Origin of the sequence: Microcoleus sp. K5-D4, from assembly GCF_036704575.1 — a bacterium.
Lineage (GTDB): Bacteria > Cyanobacteriota > Cyanobacteriia > Cyanobacteriales > Microcoleaceae > Microcoleus.
In genome coordinates this window covers 1-16,724 of the sequence record NZ_JAUBSD010000056.1, presented here as the reverse complement: position 1 = coordinate 16,724, position 16,724 = coordinate 1, and the positions used below count along the sequence as shown (strand labels likewise).

General features: G+C 46.5%; 15 protein-coding genes. 9 read left to right on the top strand and 6 right to left on the bottom strand.

The window, feature by feature from the left end; genetic code table 11:
- The coding region (gene rlmB, locus QUA77_RS17955; protein WP_333451560.1) for a 23S rRNA (guanosine(2251)-2'-O)-methyltransferase RlmB at window positions 1-1,011 on the top strand (1,011 nt) is incomplete at its 5' end.
- Window positions 1,012-1,304: 293 nt separating this feature from the next.
- The gene (locus QUA77_RS17950; protein ID WP_333037226.1) at window positions 1,305-1,583 is read left to right on the top strand and encodes a DUF1816 domain-containing protein; all 279 of its coding nucleotides are present in this window, start codon (window positions 1,305-1,307) and stop codon (window positions 1,581-1,583) included.
- A 129-nt stretch (window positions 1,584-1,712) separates the two neighbouring features.
- Here the strand turns inward: QUA77_RS17950 and QUA77_RS17945 are convergent, their stop codons facing one another.
- The 3 genes from QUA77_RS17945 to QUA77_RS17935 all read right to left on the bottom strand — a co-directional run bounded on the left by QUA77_RS17945 (window position 1,713) and on the right by QUA77_RS17935 (window position 4,578).
- On the bottom strand, window positions 1,713-2,549 hold the full coding sequence (locus QUA77_RS17945; RefSeq protein WP_333451556.1) for an alpha/beta hydrolase: 837 nt from the start codon (window positions 2,547-2,549) through the stop codon (window positions 1,713-1,715).
- A 55-nt stretch (window positions 2,550-2,604) separates the two neighbouring features.
- Window positions 2,605-3,906, bottom strand: a complete 1,302-nt coding sequence (locus tag QUA77_RS17940; RefSeq protein ID WP_333451554.1) for a serine hydrolase — start codon at window positions 3,904-3,906, stop codon at window positions 2,605-2,607.
- Between the two features lie 216 nt (window positions 3,907-4,122).
- Entirely contained in the window at window positions 4,123-4,578 is a 456-nt protein-coding gene (locus QUA77_RS17935) for a helix-turn-helix domain-containing protein (RefSeq protein WP_039886916.1), read from the bottom strand.
- Between the two features lie 61 nt (window positions 4,579-4,639).
- Here QUA77_RS17935 and QUA77_RS17930 point away from each other — a divergent pair, with 61 nt between their 5' ends.
- From QUA77_RS17930 to QUA77_RS17920, 3 genes are all read left to right on the top strand, one after another.
- Window positions 4,640-4,909 carry a hypothetical protein gene (locus QUA77_RS17930; protein WP_333451552.1) on the top strand — a complete coding sequence of 90 codons (270 nt, stop codon included), beginning with the start codon at window positions 4,640-4,642 and terminating at the stop codon, window positions 4,907-4,909.
- 767 nt (window positions 4,910-5,676) lie between these two features.
- Complete coding sequence (gene gatA / locus QUA77_RS17925; protein ID WP_333037285.1) at window positions 5,677-7,137, top strand: Asp-tRNA(Asn)/Glu-tRNA(Gln) amidotransferase subunit GatA; 1,461 nt, start codon at window positions 5,677-5,679, stop codon at window positions 7,135-7,137.
- Window positions 7,138-7,255: 118 nt separating this feature from the next.
- Window positions 7,256-8,242, top strand: a complete 987-nt coding sequence (locus QUA77_RS17920; protein WP_333451550.1) for an alpha/beta fold hydrolase — start codon at window positions 7,256-7,258, stop codon at window positions 8,240-8,242.
- A 104-nt stretch (window positions 8,243-8,346) separates the two neighbouring features.
- On the opposite strand, the gene QUA77_RS17915 is transcribed toward QUA77_RS17920, so the two are convergent.
- Entirely contained in the window at window positions 8,347-9,090 is a 744-nt protein-coding gene (locus QUA77_RS17915) for a pentapeptide repeat-containing protein (protein WP_333451548.1), read from the bottom strand.
- Between the two features lie 120 nt (window positions 9,091-9,210).
- On the opposite strand from QUA77_RS17915, the gene QUA77_RS17910 reads away from it, so the two are divergent.
- The 4 genes from QUA77_RS17910 to QUA77_RS17895 all read left to right on the top strand — a co-directional run bounded on the left by QUA77_RS17910 (window position 9,211) and on the right by QUA77_RS17895 (window position 14,678).
- Window positions 9,211-10,383 carry an RNA-guided endonuclease TnpB family protein gene (locus QUA77_RS17910; protein WP_333037219.1) on the top strand — a complete coding sequence of 391 codons (1,173 nt, stop codon included), beginning with the start codon at window positions 9,211-9,213 and terminating at the stop codon, window positions 10,381-10,383.
- Window positions 10,384-10,978: 595 nt separating this feature from the next.
- On the top strand, window positions 10,979-11,629 hold the full coding sequence (locus QUA77_RS17905) for an ATP-binding protein (RefSeq protein WP_333451546.1): 651 nt from the start codon (window positions 10,979-10,981) through the stop codon (window positions 11,627-11,629).
- A gap of 297 nt (window positions 11,630-11,926) precedes the next feature.
- Window positions 11,927-12,265 (top strand): DUF3593 domain-containing protein, encoded by a 339-nt coding sequence (locus tag QUA77_RS17900; protein WP_333451544.1) that lies wholly within the window; start codon window positions 11,927-11,929, stop codon window positions 12,263-12,265.
- Window positions 12,266-12,590: 325 nt separating this feature from the next.
- Window positions 12,591-14,678: a serine/threonine-protein kinase gene (locus QUA77_RS17895; RefSeq protein WP_333451542.1), complete on the top strand. Its 2,088-nt coding sequence runs from the start codon at window positions 12,591-12,593 to the stop codon at window positions 14,676-14,678.
- On the opposite strand, the gene QUA77_RS17890 is transcribed toward QUA77_RS17895, so the two are convergent.
- Window positions 14,655-16,310, bottom strand: a complete 1,656-nt coding sequence (locus QUA77_RS17890) for a helix-hairpin-helix domain-containing protein (RefSeq protein ID WP_333451540.1) — start codon at window positions 16,308-16,310, stop codon at window positions 14,655-14,657. The two genes, QUA77_RS17895 and QUA77_RS17890, sit on opposite strands and share 24 nt — an antisense overlap.
- Entirely contained in the window at window positions 16,303-16,701 is a 399-nt protein-coding gene (locus QUA77_RS17885) for an LAGLIDADG family homing endonuclease (RefSeq protein ID WP_333451538.1), read from the bottom strand. The genes QUA77_RS17890 and QUA77_RS17885 overlap by 8 nt, the downstream gene beginning before the upstream one ends.
- Window positions 16,702-16,724: the final 23 nt, after the last annotated feature.

Below are 16,724 nucleotides of genomic sequence, written 5' to 3'. Positions count from 1 at the left end.
AGCAGCCCGCAGCCGGCACGCAACAATTTCCGAGACAGAGACAGAGACAGCAGCCCGCAGCCGGCCCGCAACAATTTCCGAGACAGAGACAGCAGCCCCCAGGAATCCAGGGGCAATTATTACAAAGACAGAGACAAAGACAATAGCCCGCAGGAATTCCGGGGCAACCATTTCAGAGACAGAGACAAAGACAGAGACACTCGCCCTGTTGACAGTGCCTCAAATACTGTCGTGCAACCAGACGCAGACACAGACGACATGATTTACGGCCGCCATGCGGTGCAAGCAGCTTTAGAAACAAACCAAGTCCTCAACCGGATCTGGGTTGTTCCCCACCTGCGCTACGATCCCCGCTTTCATAGCTTGCTAACCGAAGCCAAAGCCAACGGCAGCATCATTGACGAAGTTGACGATTTGCGCCTCGACTACATCACGCGCAAAGCAAACCACCAAGGCGTAGCCGCTCAAGTATCAGCCTACGAATACCTGGATTTGAGCGAACTGATCGCCAAGGCTAAGTCGGCTTGCGAAGATCCAGTAATTGTGGTAGCAGAAGGACTCAACGACCCGCACAATCTAGGGGCGATCATTCGCACCGCAGAAGCATTGGGATCTCAGGGCATGGTGATTCCGCAGCGGCGGGCTGTTGGGATTACCTCGGCAGTGAGAAAAGTGGCAGCAGGGGCATTGGAAAGCCTGCCCGTGGCGAGGGTTGTCAATCTTAACCGGGCGCTGGAAGAACTCAAAGAGGCTGGATTCTGGATTTATGGCACTGCAGCAGGCGTCGGTCAATCTATAGAGACAGTCAAGTTCTCCGGACCCACTGTTTTAGTGGTGGGTGGTGAAGCTGACGGTTTGAGCCTTTTGATACAGCGCGGATGTGACGGATTAGTTTCAATTCCTTTAAGGGGCCATACTCCTAGCCTGAATGTCTCGGTAGCAACGGGGATGGCTTTATACGAAATTTACCGTCAGCGCGGGCCCAAAAAGTTTCATGTACACGGATCGTAAAGGTGGTTGAAAAAAAGAGCACAACAGAGTAGTTTATTGTGAATGCCACCCAGAAAGGGGTGGCACCACACCTTGAACAAGTAAAGATAGCCGATCAACTGTCATTACTTGTTCCTGCGAAAGTATAAGGGGCCTAGCCCCTAGGTTCAAACAGGAATTCGACACAAATCTATTTAGATATATTTAAATAGGTTTGGAGCGGTTCTTGGTAGCAGTCAGCCACGTGTAAATAACAAAAGCCTAGGCGTGTTCGCAGCACCCTAAAAACACCGTCAAATACATTAGAAAAGCAGATGAAAGAATTCTTGATTAGCTTGCTCAACTTTTTCGGATTGGCTTGGTGGGTTGAAGTTAAAACTTCAGCGCCGCGGTGCATTTACTATTTTGGCCCGTTCTTAACCGATGGAGAGGCGGAAGCTGCAAAAGCAGGATATGTAGAAGACATAGAAAATGAAGGGGCAGAAGGTGTTAGTGTTTCGATTCACCGCTGCAAACCAATTACTTTAACTGTTGCAGAAGATTTGGGAAAGCTTGGTGATGGAGGGCTGTGGCCGGTTTTGAGCGGTCAGTAGAAGCAGGGGGAATTTTGAGTTTTGAGAGGGCTACGCTTCCCTCGCAACGCTGTGCGGTTTTGAGTTGTGAGTTATAACTTCAAAACTCTTGAGTGTTGCGTGATAAATTGCTTGTGACAAACTCAAAACTCAACACTCGCAATTGCCAACTGCTTCGGGGTGACTCTCAATCCAGCGATCGATGTCTGCGAGTACCCGATCGGGAATTTCCCAAGGGAACAAGTGGGCTGTATTGGGATAGCACTGCCACTGACAATCGTGGAGGTGGCGGGCGGTTTCTAAACTGGATGCTGAGGTGATGTGCCGATCGCCCTCTCCGGCCAACACCAAGCTGGGACATTGAATGTCGCCCAGGTGGATCAGTCGATCGTATCCAGCTCTCAGAGCGGTATTTAACGCCTTGGTGGCCGTGTTGGAAGTCTTAAGGTAGGCGGGGGTACCTGCCTGTGCTAAGTAGCGGTAAGGGGTGGCGTTATGCTGCTGTATCAAGTAGCGAAAGAGCGATCGCCTAGCAAAAGTATCAATATTCCACTGCCAACCGGGTATCGCCCAATTGATAATTCCGGCTAAACCAGTGTAAAGGTTATCTTGCCAAGAGATGGGAGGGTGACTTCCTCGCGGTTTGGCTGCCGATGCAAGGAGAATCAAACCGGTGACTCGCTGGGGATATTTCATGGCTAATTCCAGCGCTAAAATCCCTCCCAAAGACCATCCGATCACCAAACACCGATCGACTCCTAATCTGTCTAATAGTGCTTCTAAATCGACCAGATGATCAGTCATTTCAAAGAAAGTTGAGGTGCGGCTGTTGCCGTAGCCGCGCAAGTCGGGGGCGATCGTCTGGAACCGCTTTGATAGGTGTTCTGTAAATACCGACATACAATCGCCGGAACCTGGATGGCCGTGCAAGCAGAGAATAGGAAATCCTTTGCCTTTGACGGAAACACTGAGTTTGTGATGCGGCATTTTTTAACTGTTTGGGCGGTGCGTTTTCCCCGCTATAAATTGTATATTCCAGCGGTTAAAAGCTGGGGTTTCGGACAATGTAATCGGCAATTTTAGAAATAGACTGGCGCATTTGTAGCTCGCCGCTGCGGCTGTCAATCACCGTAATCACATAGGCCTCGTCGTCAATGCTCATTGCTAAAGTTGTGCCGAGCACCCAGGAATTTTGGCCGGTTTTTTCGCCCAACCACTGAGCTTTAGTTCCTTGCAAGGCAGCAAATCCCAGAGCGTGATCGTACTGGCGGTTGAGAGTTTCTATTAATAGTTTAGCACCGGGTGTTTCGCCGTTGTAAATTTGCACCATCATTTCGGTGAGTTCGTTAGCAGTCAGGCGGTTGCGACCAGAACCGGGGTTGGAGGGCATAATTCTTTCCCCCATCAACTTGAAGTTGACGCGGGTGACTTCGTAACCGCTATTATCTAAATATTGATTGATGTAATCCGAACCCAAATAATCTATCAGTTGATTGGTGGCGATATTGCTGCTGCGATAGATCATTTCTTCTAACAGTAGCTGTAGCGGGTAATTGCGATTGGACCTAATCTTTGCCGATGCGTCTTCGGTGAAATTACCGCGAGTGACTAATACTTCCTGGTTCAGACTAATTTTTTCTTTTTCGACTTTTTGCATCAGGGCAACAGCAATCGGCAATTTAATTAAGCTGGCTGGACTGACAGGAGGTACATCGCCCCGGAGGTTTACGCATTCTCTAGAAAGGTTGCAAACCCCGATCGAAGCTTGAGCCGACAAACCGCTTTCCCGCGCAAGCGCACCCAAAAAATCAGATTTTGCTTGCTGCACTTGAAAGGTTGCTGCTGTTAAATTTTCCCGGTATTCTTGAGTTTTTGAGGCAGTGAGCGAAGCTAAAAATGAATTTTGAGGAACTTCCTGCAAGTTGTTGAGTGCCTGGTTCCAAAAAAATTGAGTTTGCTGCGAAGATTCGATCGACTGATTTGGCTGCCGTTTAGTTTCTACGGCTCTGTTGGCTAAACGGACTGCTTGCTGTAAGTTGTCGTTAGCCCTCTGTTCTACTAATATTTGAGCTTCTACCGATTGCAACTGCTGTAGCAGTTGTTCTTGAGGATTGGCGGCGAAGGGAACTAAGCCGGAGAGGATAGTTGGTTCTGGCGAGGGAGAGGAGGGTTGTTCTAATTCGGTGATCAGCCGATCGCGAGTTTTGTAGAGTTCGTCTAGGGAACGCGGGTTAGATGATTGAGAGAATGAACTTGCGATGGTTAACATCTGAACCAGTCCAATGCCGGCTACTACTGCCGCCATCTTGTTGGCGATCGACAAAAAACACCTAATATCTCGCATATTTAACATCCTCAACACCACCACATTCAATATAAGCAGCTATTGTTACATCAGTCAAAGGGTTTTAGATTTTAGATTTTAGATTGAAGAACAAATCTAAAATCTAAAATCTAAAATCTAAAATGGTTTTGATCGCGCCAATGTGGCAAAATATTACCAAAATAAAGGGAGCGATCGCACCAAAGCAATCAACCCCCTTTAAATATTGGGAACTATCTACTTTTTGCGCCGCCGTCGCCAGTCGGCACCCAACCGCTTGAGGTAATCCCAACCGCGTTGGGGCCAGACATGATCGCTACCGATTTTTTCGGCAATCCAGCGAGCTACTTTGGGGCCTGTCCAGTCTCCGCCGTCGGGGGCAGGGCCTTGCAGCGCTTGTCGCAGTTCTTCTTGCTGTTCAGGATTCAGCAAGGATTTCGCAGGAGGGGGCTGGCGGTCTCCGCTGCGATTTCTCACAGAGTTAGGCCCTTCTCGGTTGTAGCGCTGGACAATTTCTTTGGCGTAGTCGTAGTTGAGGCCTACGACTTGGGCTGCTTGTTTGATAGTCCAATTTCTGGAAACTAACAGCAGCAAGTGCCAGCGGCGCGACTCTGTGGTGTTTTGTGCCTGCCGGTAGCGAATTTTGAGTTCCTCTGCCGTCAGGTGGGATTCTAAGTGAGCTTTAGGTGGCATTCCTCCAACGGGGCATCGGGAACTTCTTACCATATATCTTTGGTTTTGGGGATAATTCCGGATGAAATTATTTTCCTGGGGATCGTTCGGGCAAATAAGTAGCTTTTTTTACCCCAGATGCACGCAGCTAGTCGCACTTGAGGAAGGACTGCTGTTTTTTTTGCAGGTGCGCGCAACAGGATACCTCGGCGTGGCGGTGAGCGTTTCGAGCTTTTTTGTGAGCCCCAGATTTCTGACAGGCTTTTTAACCCCTGGCACAATGGGCCTGTATCAGAAAAGCTCGATCGCTATTTTCTTCGATCGCGCAACCGTCATTAATTCACTCGGATGACTGATAACTTTCACTAATTTTTGACTAAAAAATAGCTCTTCATAATCTGGCCCTAATTATTAGGTAAAGTGCAGCCCCAATCTAATAGTTTATTATCAGTATCTTTTAGTTTCAGTGGATTTTTTTATTTTCAGGACGCGATTAAGCTCGTCAAGAATCAGCTTCAGATGCTTCCAAGTATGCTTTTTTTTTAATCCTATCTAACAATATCGCTAATTATTTTTCACCAAGAGTTTTTAGTAGTCTCTGCATATTAGCCGAAATAAAGTAGTCATAATCAGGGATCACTTGATTTTTTATGCGACTTTTTTATAGCATAAATCCTGGGTTACGTCCAAGAAAAGCTGGGTTCTAATATTTTAAAACTTAGATTACAGAATTGGGAATGACTGATTTCCTAATGATGGTGATCTTGCATACACATTCTTGGAGACCGAACCTAATTATGTAGAAGCCGGATTGCACACGTTATCCCTTATTTATATAAATCTCGCGTCAAACCACTTTTTGCATAAGTTTTGATACAGTTGCATTCTTGGTTGGTTAAAAGATGAGATGAAAAACTCGATCGCTATTTTGTGTCGGGTGGGATTTTGGGAATTTAATCTATTGTATATAAAATGACCGATCGCGCGTTAGCGGAGCCCTCTTCGAGGCTCGAACTTTCGCCACAAAAATAGCCGACTTTGCCTTCGGGCTGTAAGCAGGTACAATTGCCAGTTATATTAACTGTATTGTCTCAAAGTAGAAATGATAAAGGTACGAGCATGGCATCCATCCGCGAGTTGCACCGACAACTGGTCAATAAAGAACGCTCTGCTGTGGAAATTACTCAAGAAGCATTAGACCGAATTACCCAGCTAGAGCCGAAGTTGAAAAGCTTTCTGTGCGTGACAGCAGACAGCGCACTGGCGCAGGCCCATAAAGTGGATGCCCAAATCGCAGCCGGAGAGCAAATTGGCCTGTTGGCCGGCATCCCGATCGCCGTTAAAGATAATATGTGTACCGAGGGCGTTCCCACAACCTGCGCCTCTCGGATTTTGGAGAATTTTGTTCCTCCCTACGATGCCACCGTCGTCTCGAAACTCCAAGCAGCCGGTGCGGTGATTGTGGGTAAGGCGAATATGGACGAGTTTGCAATGGGGAGCTCGACAGAAACTTCTGCTTATCAAGTTACCGCGAATCCTTGGGACTTGGAGCGCGTGCCCGGAGGGTCTTCTGGCGGTTCTGCCGCAGCAGTGGCCGCTGGAGAATGCGTCGTGAGTTTGGGTTCGGATACTGGGGGCTCGATCCGCCAACCTGCTGCTTTTTGCGGGTTAGTGGGGCTGAAACCGACTTATGGGTTGGTTTCTCGCTACGGTTTGGTGGCCTATGCTTCTTCTCTCGATCAAATCGGGCCCTTTGGCCGGACTGTTGAGGATACGGCGATTTTGTTGGGGGCGATCGCCGGTTACGATCCGAGAGATTCCACGAGTCTTAATGTCCCAATTCCTGACTACGCTCAAGCTTTAAGACCCAGTTTGCGACCGAAGGGTCAGATTAGAATTGGTGTAATTAAAGAAACTTTTGGTGTAGGGCTGGACTCGGGGGTTAAAGACGCTGTTACTAAGGCGATCGAGCAATTTCAACAATTGGGCGCAGAAATTCAAGTCATTTCTTGTCCCCGGTTCCGCTACGGTTTGCCCACTTACTACATCATTGCTCCCTCGGAAGCTTCGGCAAATTTGGCGCGATATGATGGAGTCAAGTACGGTTTCCGATCTCCAGATCCCGATAATCTTTTGGATATGTATGCCAAAACCCGCTCTCAAGGGTTCGGTGCGGAAGTTAAACGCCGGATTGCGATCGGCACTTACGTATTGTCGGCTGGATATTACGATGCCTATTATCTAAAAGCTCAAAAAGTTCGGACTTTGATTAAAGAAGACTTTGAAAAAGCTTTTTCTCAAGTTGATGTTTTAGTCTGTCCCACTGCTCCTACTACCGCATTTAAGGCAGGCGAAAAATTCAATGACCCGCTGAGTATGTATTTGTCAGATTTGATGACTATTCCCGTGAATCTTGCTGGTTTGCCAGCTTTGAGTTTGCCCTGCGGATTTGATGATAAAGGACTGCCCGTGGGTATACAACTGATTAGTAATGTTTTGCAAGAATCTCGGTTGTTTCAAGTGGCTCACGCTTACGAACAGTCTACGAATTGGCACTTACACCACCCGGAATTGCATTAATTTTTGAAAATCGGCGGAATGCTGCGGCGGAAGTTAGTAATCGATCTTGGCTAATTGTCTGAATTAATTATTTGCCATTAGCTTTTGAGCGATCTCTACTTTCCCGCGTGCTCTATCTATGAACAATTTGCTAGTATTCCTTTTGTCTAAATCGCTAATAGCTTTTGGGATAGTTTTTGCTGTTGCTTATTCTGCTGCTTGTGTATTCCTATTTGTAGCGCAAGGTAAGTTTATCTTTTTTCCTGCGCGGGCGATCGAAACTACGCCAGATGATTTTCAGTTGAAATATCAAGATGTCTGGCTGCCAATTCCAACTAAAACAGGCGCGGTGGACAGCGTGCACGGGTGGTGGATTCCTGCCTCGGAAAATCCCCCCAGCCTCCCCTTAGCAAGGGGTGAAGCAAGAAAGGGAAAGTCGTTTCTGGCTACGCCCCAAAGTGACAAACGGGCCATCGCTGCGGTTCCCGCCCTTAACAAGGGGGGGTTAGGGGGGGTAGTTTTGTACCTGCACGGCAATGCTTCAAATGTGGGAGCAAATGTCGAACACGCTTATCGATTTCATCGATTAGGTTTGTCGGTATTTGTGATGGATTATCGTGGTTATGGAAAAAGCCAGGGCGGTTTTCCGAGTGAATCTCAGGTTTATGAAGATGCTCAACTTGCTTGGGATTATTTGGTGAAAAAGCGGGGGATTAACCCGAATCAAATTTATCTCTACGGTCATTCTTTGGGAGGGGCGATCGCGATCGATCTAGCGGTGCGTCACCCGGAGGCTGCGGGGTTAATCGTAGAAGGCTCTTTTACTTCGACGCGGGCGATGGTTAATTTCCAAAAAGGGCTGTTTTGGATGTTTCCGATCGATCTTTTGCTGACACAGCGGTTTGATTCTCTTTCCAAAGTCGATCGCCTGCAAATGCCCGTGCTGTTTATTCACGGGACTGCTGACAATGTAGTTCCAGTGGAAATGAGCAAAAAAATGTTTGAGGCAGCACCGGAGCCCAAACAGCTTTACATAGTTCCTGATGGAGGTCACACTAATGTGGCACAGATCGGGGGCGCAGAATATCTGCAAATACTGAGCCAATTTTTAGGTTCTTCAAAGTAGATAAAAGCTATTGGCGGTAACAGGTTAAGTTTGATATCTGTACCGCCTGCTCGCTCTTCTCACTGTACATATCTAAAGCAGAGAAGTTATCCCGATGATATAGCTTAGTAAAACCTTAATACATTCAGCCACCAGTCATTTAAGGCATAGCAATAATTGCAGTAATTGTTCGTGCTTATAGCTTGTTCTTTCTTAACTTCGCAGCCTCGCCGAGATGTTTTTCTGTTCGGCATCCGGGCGCCGCAGAGATTGGCATCTGTGAGATTAGCTTTGTTCAATCTCGCATCCCTCAAGTCGGCAGATCTAAGGTCGGCACCGCTGAGATTTGCACCGCTTAAATCGGCTTCTTGAAGGTCGGCACCGCTGAGATTTGCACCGCTTAAATCGGCATTTCTCAGGTCGGTTCTACTTAGTTTAGCGGCGCTCAAATTACTGCATTTTAAATTAGCCAACTGGAGCGATGCGTCTCGCAGAAAACTCTCGCTGAGGTTGGCATTTTCTAAGTTGGCTCCCCTGATGTCTGCCCTGCTCATGTCGGCTTTGCTGAGGTCGGCGTCAGCCAAAAAGGCGTTTCTCATGTTGGCGTTGTTTAAATTAGCTTCCATTAAGTCAGCCGCAGTCAAGTCGGCATCAACTAAGTCGGCCCTGCTGAGAGTGGCGCGGCTCAAGGAAGCGCCAAACAAATCTGCACGGCTCAAGGAAGCGCCAAATAAGTCGCATCCGGGACATCCTCTGGTTTCTAACAGCCGCTTGACTAGAGACAGATTTTGAGCTTGTAAGGGAAGTGCGGCGCAAAATGGGAGTAGCATTATCGCTGCAGTCAGAATTTTGAGTTTGATTTGGGTCATAGTCTGGGTAAGTCCTGTAACTGCCTTTCATCGAAAATTGTGGGTGGAAACCCCGTGCTTCTAGCACGGCTTTACATTAGAACCTACATATCTCACGGAATAATTGCTATAATGTGAGACATGACACAGAGAGCCTTTAAGTACCGCTTCTATCCCACGCCTGAGCAAGAAACCTTGCTCAGACGCACGATGGGCTGTACTCGTTTGGTCTACAATCGCGCCCTTGCTGTGAGAACACAGGCTTGGTACGACGAGAAAAAACGAGTCGGTTACAGCGATACTTCGGCATTGTTGACTGAATGGAAAAAGCAAGATGATTTGCAATTTCTCAATGAGGTTAGCTGTGTACCATTGCAGCAAGGATTGAGACATCTTCAGAAAGCGTTCTCGAATTTCTTTGAGGGACGGGCGAAATATCCAACCTTCAAGAAGAAACGAAACGGTGGGAGTGCAGAGTTTACCAAGTCTGCCTTCAAGTTCAGAAACGGGCAAGTGTTCCTTGCCAAGAGTTCCTTGCCGTTGCCGATTCGTTGGAGTCGAGAGTTGCCCAAAGGCGCAACACCAACAACTATCACGGTGAAGCTCTCGCCTGCTGGAAGATGGACAGTTTCCTTGCTGGTGGATGTTGAGATTGAACCATTGCCGAAATGCTGCAATGAGATTGGGATTGATTTGGGTATCACAAGTCTGGTTGCTTTGAGTGACGGTGAAAAGATTGCCAATCCCAAAGGCTTTAATGCAAAACGCCACAAACTCAAGAAAGCTCAAAAGGCATTGAGTCGAAAGCAGAAAGGGTCGAACAATCGCCACAAAGCACGGCTCTTCGTCGCAAAGGTGCATCAAGAAATTGCTGATGCAAGAAAGGATTTTATTCACAAGCTGACGATTCGATTGGTACGTGAAAATCAAACGATTGCCGTCGAAGATTTGGCCCTCAAGAATATGGTCAAGAATCGGAAGCTTGCTCTTTCTATCACTGACGCAAGTTGGGGTGAGTTGGTCAGGCAACTTGAATACAAATGTGACTGGTACGGTCGCACGCTGGTCAAGATTGACCGATGGTTTCCGAGTTCTAAGCGATGCGGCAAGTGTGGTCACATCGTTGAAAAACTGCCGTTGAATATTCGTGAATGGGACTGCCCGAATTGTGGCGCACACCATGACCGAGATATCAACGCCGCACAAAACATTCTTGCCGCAGGGCTTGCGGTGAAAGTCTGTGGAGCGAACGTAAGACCGGATAGGCATAAGTCTGATGGCAGTTGCGATGAAGCAGAAAGATCTAAGAAGTGATTCTTGGAATCACCGTGGCGTAAGCCCGGTGAGGATGTCAACACCGATTTGTCTGCTGGACTTACGTGCGGGAGACCAAAAACCCGGTTTCCTCGTTAATTCCTCGCTGTCAAACCCAATATTCTAAGCAGAAACTGGGTTGTTTGCGTAAGTCCTAGTCTAGTGGATGGACGTGAATCGACGGTGTAAGGTTCGATCGCGCTCACCGATATTACTTACGCCTTGGGGATGAAAGCCCGCACCTCAAGGCTCCCTTCCAGCGAACGGCGAACGGCCGGAGTCCCTCAATACCAGGGATTCTGGAGCTGGCGACGGCTGCGACAAGTGGCAGACTCCGACAACGGATAAGTATGTGTAATCGATGCAGTTGGATTTTGCTGCCGAGGGCGATCGTTCTCCGTACAGGCGATAGGTAAATAAGCCAATTGGCTTAGACTCTTAAGACATATTGCTGATGCGCTGCCTTCTCTAAAAAAGATAGCATTTTTGTATGATCCCCGAAATAATACCGAGCCAGCAAGTATAAAAAAAGTACCAAATGTCTCGGCGGGTGGGAAAATAGGGTACAGCTAATACTTTCAGACGAGGAAAATAGATGTCCAACAGCATAGATCAACTTGCAGAAGGCGGCAGGGGGATCAAACTCATGTGGCAGATTGCAGACGAGCTCAGTTACACCCGGACTCTCGACAATCGAAATTGTTTGTCGCTGAGCAAAACTTACGAAGTAGAAGGTCGCAATCAATCCCAAAATATAAAAAAAGCTAGCGTTTTAGATGGGTTAATGAATTTATTAAATACCTGGGATTGGCAGACTGAAACAGAGCAGCAAGAAGAGCTGCATGAAACTTCTATTCAACAGATTAGCCTGCAAGTCAACACAGATGTGAATGCTTTAACTCAAGTTTTGTTGTGGTTTGAGCAGTTGAAAGATTTATCTATCCCTAAAGAGGTTTGGTGTAAGTTTCAGTTGGCGTTGGCTGAAGGTTTCAGTAATGCAGTGCGCCACGCTCACAAAAATCTGCCAGTAGAAACTCCTGTTCAACTGGAAATTAGGGTGTTTAACGGACGGTTGGAACTCAAAGTTTGGGATTGTGGCCCGTGTTTTGATTTGGATGCTAAGCTGAAGGAAATTCTGGCAGCAGATAGAAATAACGGCTTAAATTTAGAGGTTTTGAACGATGCTTGCTTGATGCCTAGCAGACAGAAAACTTTGGAACCGTCTCTATTTCTAATTGCTGGGTAGCTTGGGAGTGAGGGACAATTGACAGACTGGCTCGGTGAAAAATGTGTTATGCTAAAAACGGTGTTAGGGGAAAAGTTACGGGTTTTGTCTCCGCGTGGGTGAGGGGTTTTGAATACTGCAAACCTGCTGCGGATTGGTTTAAGAGCTATGGTCTTGGGTGATTCTATAGCGGTTTGATAGAAACGGGTGCATCTGTCTAATTAAATATTAAAAACTCAACATTAAAAGTTAAAAATTATTAACAATAATTTTTGATATTTTAATTTATCATAGTATCTGGTCGCTCACCAATTACTAATGATTTCCAAAGAAACTTTATTTGTTCTGTCTCTATTTCCCTACTTGGGATTTCTCTGGTTTTTGACTCGATCGGGAAAAACACCCCGTTTAGCTCTGATGGGATTTTACGGGACTCTCGTTTTTGTAGCGGTGACGATTCCCGCCGCAATTTACGCAAAAGTGGCCTACAACGAATCCCTAGCAAATGTCGATTGGCTGCACGGTTCTGCGGAATTATTCTTAACACTTGCCAATATTTTATTAGTTTTAGGCTTTAGAGAAGCGGTGATTAAAGCCAAAGAATCCTCACAGAAGGGCGGCGAGGAGCCAGAGTGTCTTTTAGATGGGGGAGAATAGCCGGGATCGTCTCAGTGTTGTATTTACTCTCCGCATAAATGCTCCAGAATAGCCGTAGTTAACAGTTAACTGTTGACATACCAGTTTGTGAGCCGCCAACCTGCAAAATTTTAGGAAAGCATTAGAATATATGGAAACTCACATCAAGCACTTCTAGTGTCCTCACCTTGGTTTCTTGCCACGGGCTCAACCTGAGAGCCGAGATTTTGGGTTAAGAAAGCGAGTTTCTCAGGTATTATCGAGAATGGTGCTCTGGGCGTGAGTGGAAACAGACTACCATGTTGCTAAGTTTAGCTGTGGTGGGAATCTCCAGGCCGGAAAAAAGATGAGCTATTGCCTCAATCCCCATTGCCAAAAGCCGCAGAATGCTGACTCAACCAATTTTTGTCTGGCGTGCGGCTCTAAATTGCTACTGAAAGAGCGTTACCGCGCCATTCAACCTATCGGTGAAGGAACATTTGGCAGAACTTTTTTAGCTGTCGATGAAGATAGGTTGAAAACTCCATGCGCCATCAAACAATTTTTCCCCCAAGTTCAAGAAAAAGCTGAATTAGAAAAGGCAACAGCACTGTTCAAACAAGAAGCTCACCGGCTGCACGAACTCGGAGAGCACCCGCAGATTCCAAGTTTGCTGGCTTCTTTTGAACAAGCCAAACGCCTGTATCTTGTGGAAGAGTTAATCGAGGGAAATAATTTGTTTCAGGAGTTGCAGCAGCAGGGAGCTTTTAGCGAGGAACAGATTTGGGAATTGTTGATCAATTTGTTGCCTGTTTTGCAATTTGTTCACGAGCAGCAGGTGATTCATCGGGATATTAAGCCAGAAAATATTGTGCGGAGAACTCCCCAAACCTTGTGGTCGGCGGGATATCCCAGCTCGACTCCTGGTAAACGAAAAGGAGGGGCAAATTTACCTCAATCTTCTGCTGGTATGAAAGGGCTAATTGTCGCTGAATCTCCTGCTGTACAGGGGAAGGCCAGGGGGGGTCAGTTTGTGCTAGTAGATTTTGGAGTTGCTAAGCACATTACCGGCCTTTCTGAGGCGCAAACTGGGACGATAACTGGAACTGCGGGCTATGCGCCGATCGAACAAATTCGGAGCGGCAAGGCCTATCCGGCGAGCGACCTTTACAGTTTGGGCGTTACCTGCATTCACCTGCTAACTGGGGCGGTATTGAAGGATTTGTTCGATGCTTTGGAATGCAAATGGATTTGGCGATCGCACTTGGCGCAAAAAGGCATAAAAGTCAGCCAAAAATTAGCAACTATTTTGAATAAATTGCTCAAAGATTCAGTACGAGAGCGATATCAATCCGCTGCTGAAGTGTTGCAAGACTTGGTAAATGTTGGGCAATATCCCCGCTCTCAAATCAGTTATAATTCGCCCGCCAAAATCGCTATTAATTCGCCAGTAACTAACTCGCAGCCAAATACAGCAACCGCCGTCTCGGCCGCGCCGCCCCAGAAGATTCATGTTGTACCATCCGCTGCCCATCCGAGATTATTCTCGTCTAATAACTGGCGGTGCGAGCGCATTCTTCAGGGCCATTCAGCCCCGGTTAATGCTGTGGTTATTAATCCTCAAGGTAATATTCTCGCGAGCGCCAGCGACGATAAAACAATTAAGCTGTGGAACCTGCAAACAGGTGAATTCATCCATACTTTTTTCGGCCATTCCGCAACGGTTGATGCTGTGGCAATCAGCCCAGACGGGAGAATGCTAGTTAGCGGCAGTTTTGACAGAAAAGTTATTGAGTGGAAGCTGGATAAAAAGGCGATGATTCGCGAATTTTATAGCGATTTTGGTTCGCCGTACAGTCACCGGTACGGCTCCGTCTACTCGGTGGCTTTTAGTTGCGACTCGGGAGCGATTGCGAGTGCCAGCGGCGACAAGAGTATTAAATTGTGGAACCAGCGCAACGGAGAATTGGTTCAAAAACTTTCGGGACATTCTGACAAGGTTTTATCTGTTAGTTTTCGCCCTCAAAGTATGATGCTTGCCAGCGGCAGTGCTGACACAACTATCAAGATGTGGCTGGTAGGTATTGGGGAGAGTGTACGGACTTTTGTCGGTCATTCAGATTGGGTTTATGCGATCGCATTTAGTCAAGACGGCAAGACGATTGTCAGTGGAAGTGCCGACGCTACTGTTAAATTGTGGAATGTCGATACAGGGGAATTGATTAATACTTTGAGGGGGCATTCTGATGCGGTGATTTCGGTGGCGATTAGTCCAGATCGCGAAACTATGGCTAGCGGCAGTCGAGACGGTACGGTTAAACTCTGGAACCTGGAAACAGGAGAATGTTTGTGCTCTCTTGCTGGGTGTAATCCGGTGGCTTTTAGTCCTGACGGTCAAACTTTAGTCACCGGTGGCGAGGGGGGCGAAGTGTTAATTTGGCGGGCGTCTGTTTAGTTGGGCGAGATAATTGACATACTTGTGAAGGCGATCGGTGTTAGTGTCAAGTAAGCGACTGGCCCAAGAATGTACATTAAGTTGCGATCGCATTTCTCGAAACACCGCAGCATCACCGCGATTGTCTAGAGGAAAAACCCAAGCATCAAATCCAGCCGACTTAAGACGGCTAACAGTTCCCTCACCATCTTGCACCCACAATTGAGGGTTAATGCGAAGGGGTTGACAGGAATATTCACCGACAACAATTCCTCCCACAGAAACGCTAGCACCTTCTCCCCGATTGGAAAGTTCTTGTAAAATAGCTTTGAGAGAATTGAGTTTTTTGCCGTCTTGTACTTGCTGCGGTGTCAGCTTGACAATCACCATTTCTAAAACTTCCACAGGTTTTGTCGATCGTACAATGTTGACCGGTTGCGCCGCCCAATAATTTTGTGTTTCCGGTTGCGCCGCCCAAGAGTTTTGTGTTTCCGGTTCCGTCGCCCAAGAGTTTGGTGTTTCCGGTTGAACCCTCTCGATTTCCTCTGCAACCTCTACTGTTTCTACTGGCTTTGCAGTGTCTACAATTATTTGAATTTCCTCGCCATCTTTCTCGATTTTTCCGCTAATCAGCAAGACAGCATTCTCTATAATATGCGGTTTCACTTGTTCGTAAGTCTTGGGAAAAACCACAGCTTTGATTTGATGTGTCAAATCTTCTAATTGCAAAATTGCCATCTGCTCGCCTTTCTTTGTCACCACAGATTTGATAGCGCTGAGCATGACAATAACTGATACTTTCCCTTTTTTATCTATTAGCTGTTCGAGAGTCAGGACATCTGGGTCTTGATTGACTTGGAGCAGAACTTTCAGGGGATGTTCCGATACATAAAAGCCGAGCAATTCTTTTTCTAACTGCAACTTTTTCTGTGTATCAAAATCTTTTACAGTCTTTGATTTGGGGGCAGAATCATAGGTACTTGCCGACTTTCCGAAGCTCGTACCCAACAAGTCAAACAGATTACCTTGGCCGCTTTCTCTATCTTTCTTGCGGTCTTGCGCCCATTTCATCACCCCTTCGAGGTCGTTTACTAATTGATTGCGGTTCGGCTCAATTTTATCAAAAGCACCGCATTGAATTAAAGCTTCCAAAGCGCGGCGGTTGACAGAATGGAGATTTACGCGATCGCACAAATCAGACAACGATTTAAACTTACCCCCTTCTTGCCTCGCCGCTAAAATATTTTCAATCGCCGCTTCTCCCACATTTTTCACCGCAGAAATTCCAAACAAAATTTTATCCTTTGCCGCTCCAGTCATCAGTTTGGGCAGCGGTGTAAAAGTAAGTTCCGAGCTATTAACATCGGGCGGCTCAACCTCAATACCCAGCTTGAGACAATTGGCAATATATTTCTGTACTTTATCCTGATCGCCTCTGTTAGCAGTCAGCAGTGCAGCCATGTATTCTAGAGGATAATTCGCCTTTAAATATGCCGTTTGATACGTGATATAGGCATAGGCCATTGAATGGGATTTATTAAAACAGTTAGATGCCACCAAACTATTTTCTAGGATAAAGTTATGTTCTCGTTCAACGCCTATGTCATAGACTTCTTGAGTTCCTAGTGATTTTCGACTAATAATTTTAACCATGTTTGTAACTCCTGAGAATAGCCTCTATTTTAGTTTTCTTTCGTTGCAATCCCAAGCGGGGATATTGATACACAAAATCATAGAATGCTTGTATATTTTTTCGACTAAAGATTCTCCAATAATAAACTTTTTTTAAGTGATGCTCTTGTACAGAACCCATCCCTAGGTGCATTGCTAGTTCGCGGGCAAATTCAAAGGAACCAACAATGCAGACTAAACCGCCACTTCTACCTTTGTTTGCATAAGCACAACCGTCACCGTCAAAATAGCCTAACACATAAGACCCTAAATATTTTAAGTTAGGGAAATAGGTAACTTCCGAAAAAGTTCTTCCTGTTCTGGGGGGGTAACAACCAGCCTGAAACCCATACCTTTGTAAGGATTGAGCCAATGTGTGCTAAAAAAAGATAGGCA

Bases quoted from the DNA above. Each gene is read 5' to 3' on its own strand.
- QUA77_RS17910 (WP_333037219.1), top strand. From the start codon at position 9,211: ATGACACAGAGAGCCTTTAAGTACCGCTTCTATCCCACGCCTGAGCAA.
- QUA77_RS17900 (WP_333451544.1), top strand. From the start codon at position 11,927: ATGATTTCCAAAGAAACTTTATTTGTTCTGTCTCTATTTCCCTACTTG.
- QUA77_RS17920 (WP_333451550.1), top strand. From the start codon at position 7,256: ATGAACAATTTGCTAGTATTCCTTTTGTCTAAATCGCTAATAGCTTTT.
- QUA77_RS17905 (WP_333451546.1), top strand. From the start codon at position 10,979: ATGTCCAACAGCATAGATCAACTTGCAGAAGGCGGCAGGGGGATCAAA.
- QUA77_RS17895 (WP_333451542.1), top strand. From the start codon at position 12,591: ATGAGCTATTGCCTCAATCCCCATTGCCAAAAGCCGCAGAATGCTGAC.
- QUA77_RS17935 (WP_039886916.1), bottom strand. From the start codon at position 4,578: ATGCCACCTAAAGCTCACTTAGAATCCCACCTGACGGCAGAGGAACTC.
- QUA77_RS17940 (WP_333451554.1), bottom strand. From the start codon at position 3,906: ATGCGAGATATTAGGTGTTTTTTGTCGATCGCCAACAAGATGGCGGCA.
- QUA77_RS17950 (WP_333037226.1), top strand. From the start codon at position 1,305: ATGAAAGAATTCTTGATTAGCTTGCTCAACTTTTTCGGATTGGCTTGG.
- QUA77_RS17945 (WP_333451556.1), bottom strand. From the start codon at position 2,549: ATGCCGCATCACAAACTCAGTGTTTCCGTCAAAGGCAAAGGATTTCCT.
- QUA77_RS17930 (WP_333451552.1), top strand. From the start codon at position 4,640: ATGAAATTATTTTCCTGGGGATCGTTCGGGCAAATAAGTAGCTTTTTT.
- gatA (WP_333037285.1), top strand. From the start codon at position 5,677: ATGGCATCCATCCGCGAGTTGCACCGACAACTGGTCAATAAAGAACGC.
- QUA77_RS17890 (WP_333451540.1), bottom strand. From the start codon at position 16,310: ATGGTTAAAATTATTAGTCGAAAATCACTAGGAACTCAAGAAGTCTAT.
- QUA77_RS17915 (WP_333451548.1), bottom strand. From the start codon at position 9,090: ATGACCCAAATCAAACTCAAAATTCTGACTGCAGCGATAATGCTACTC.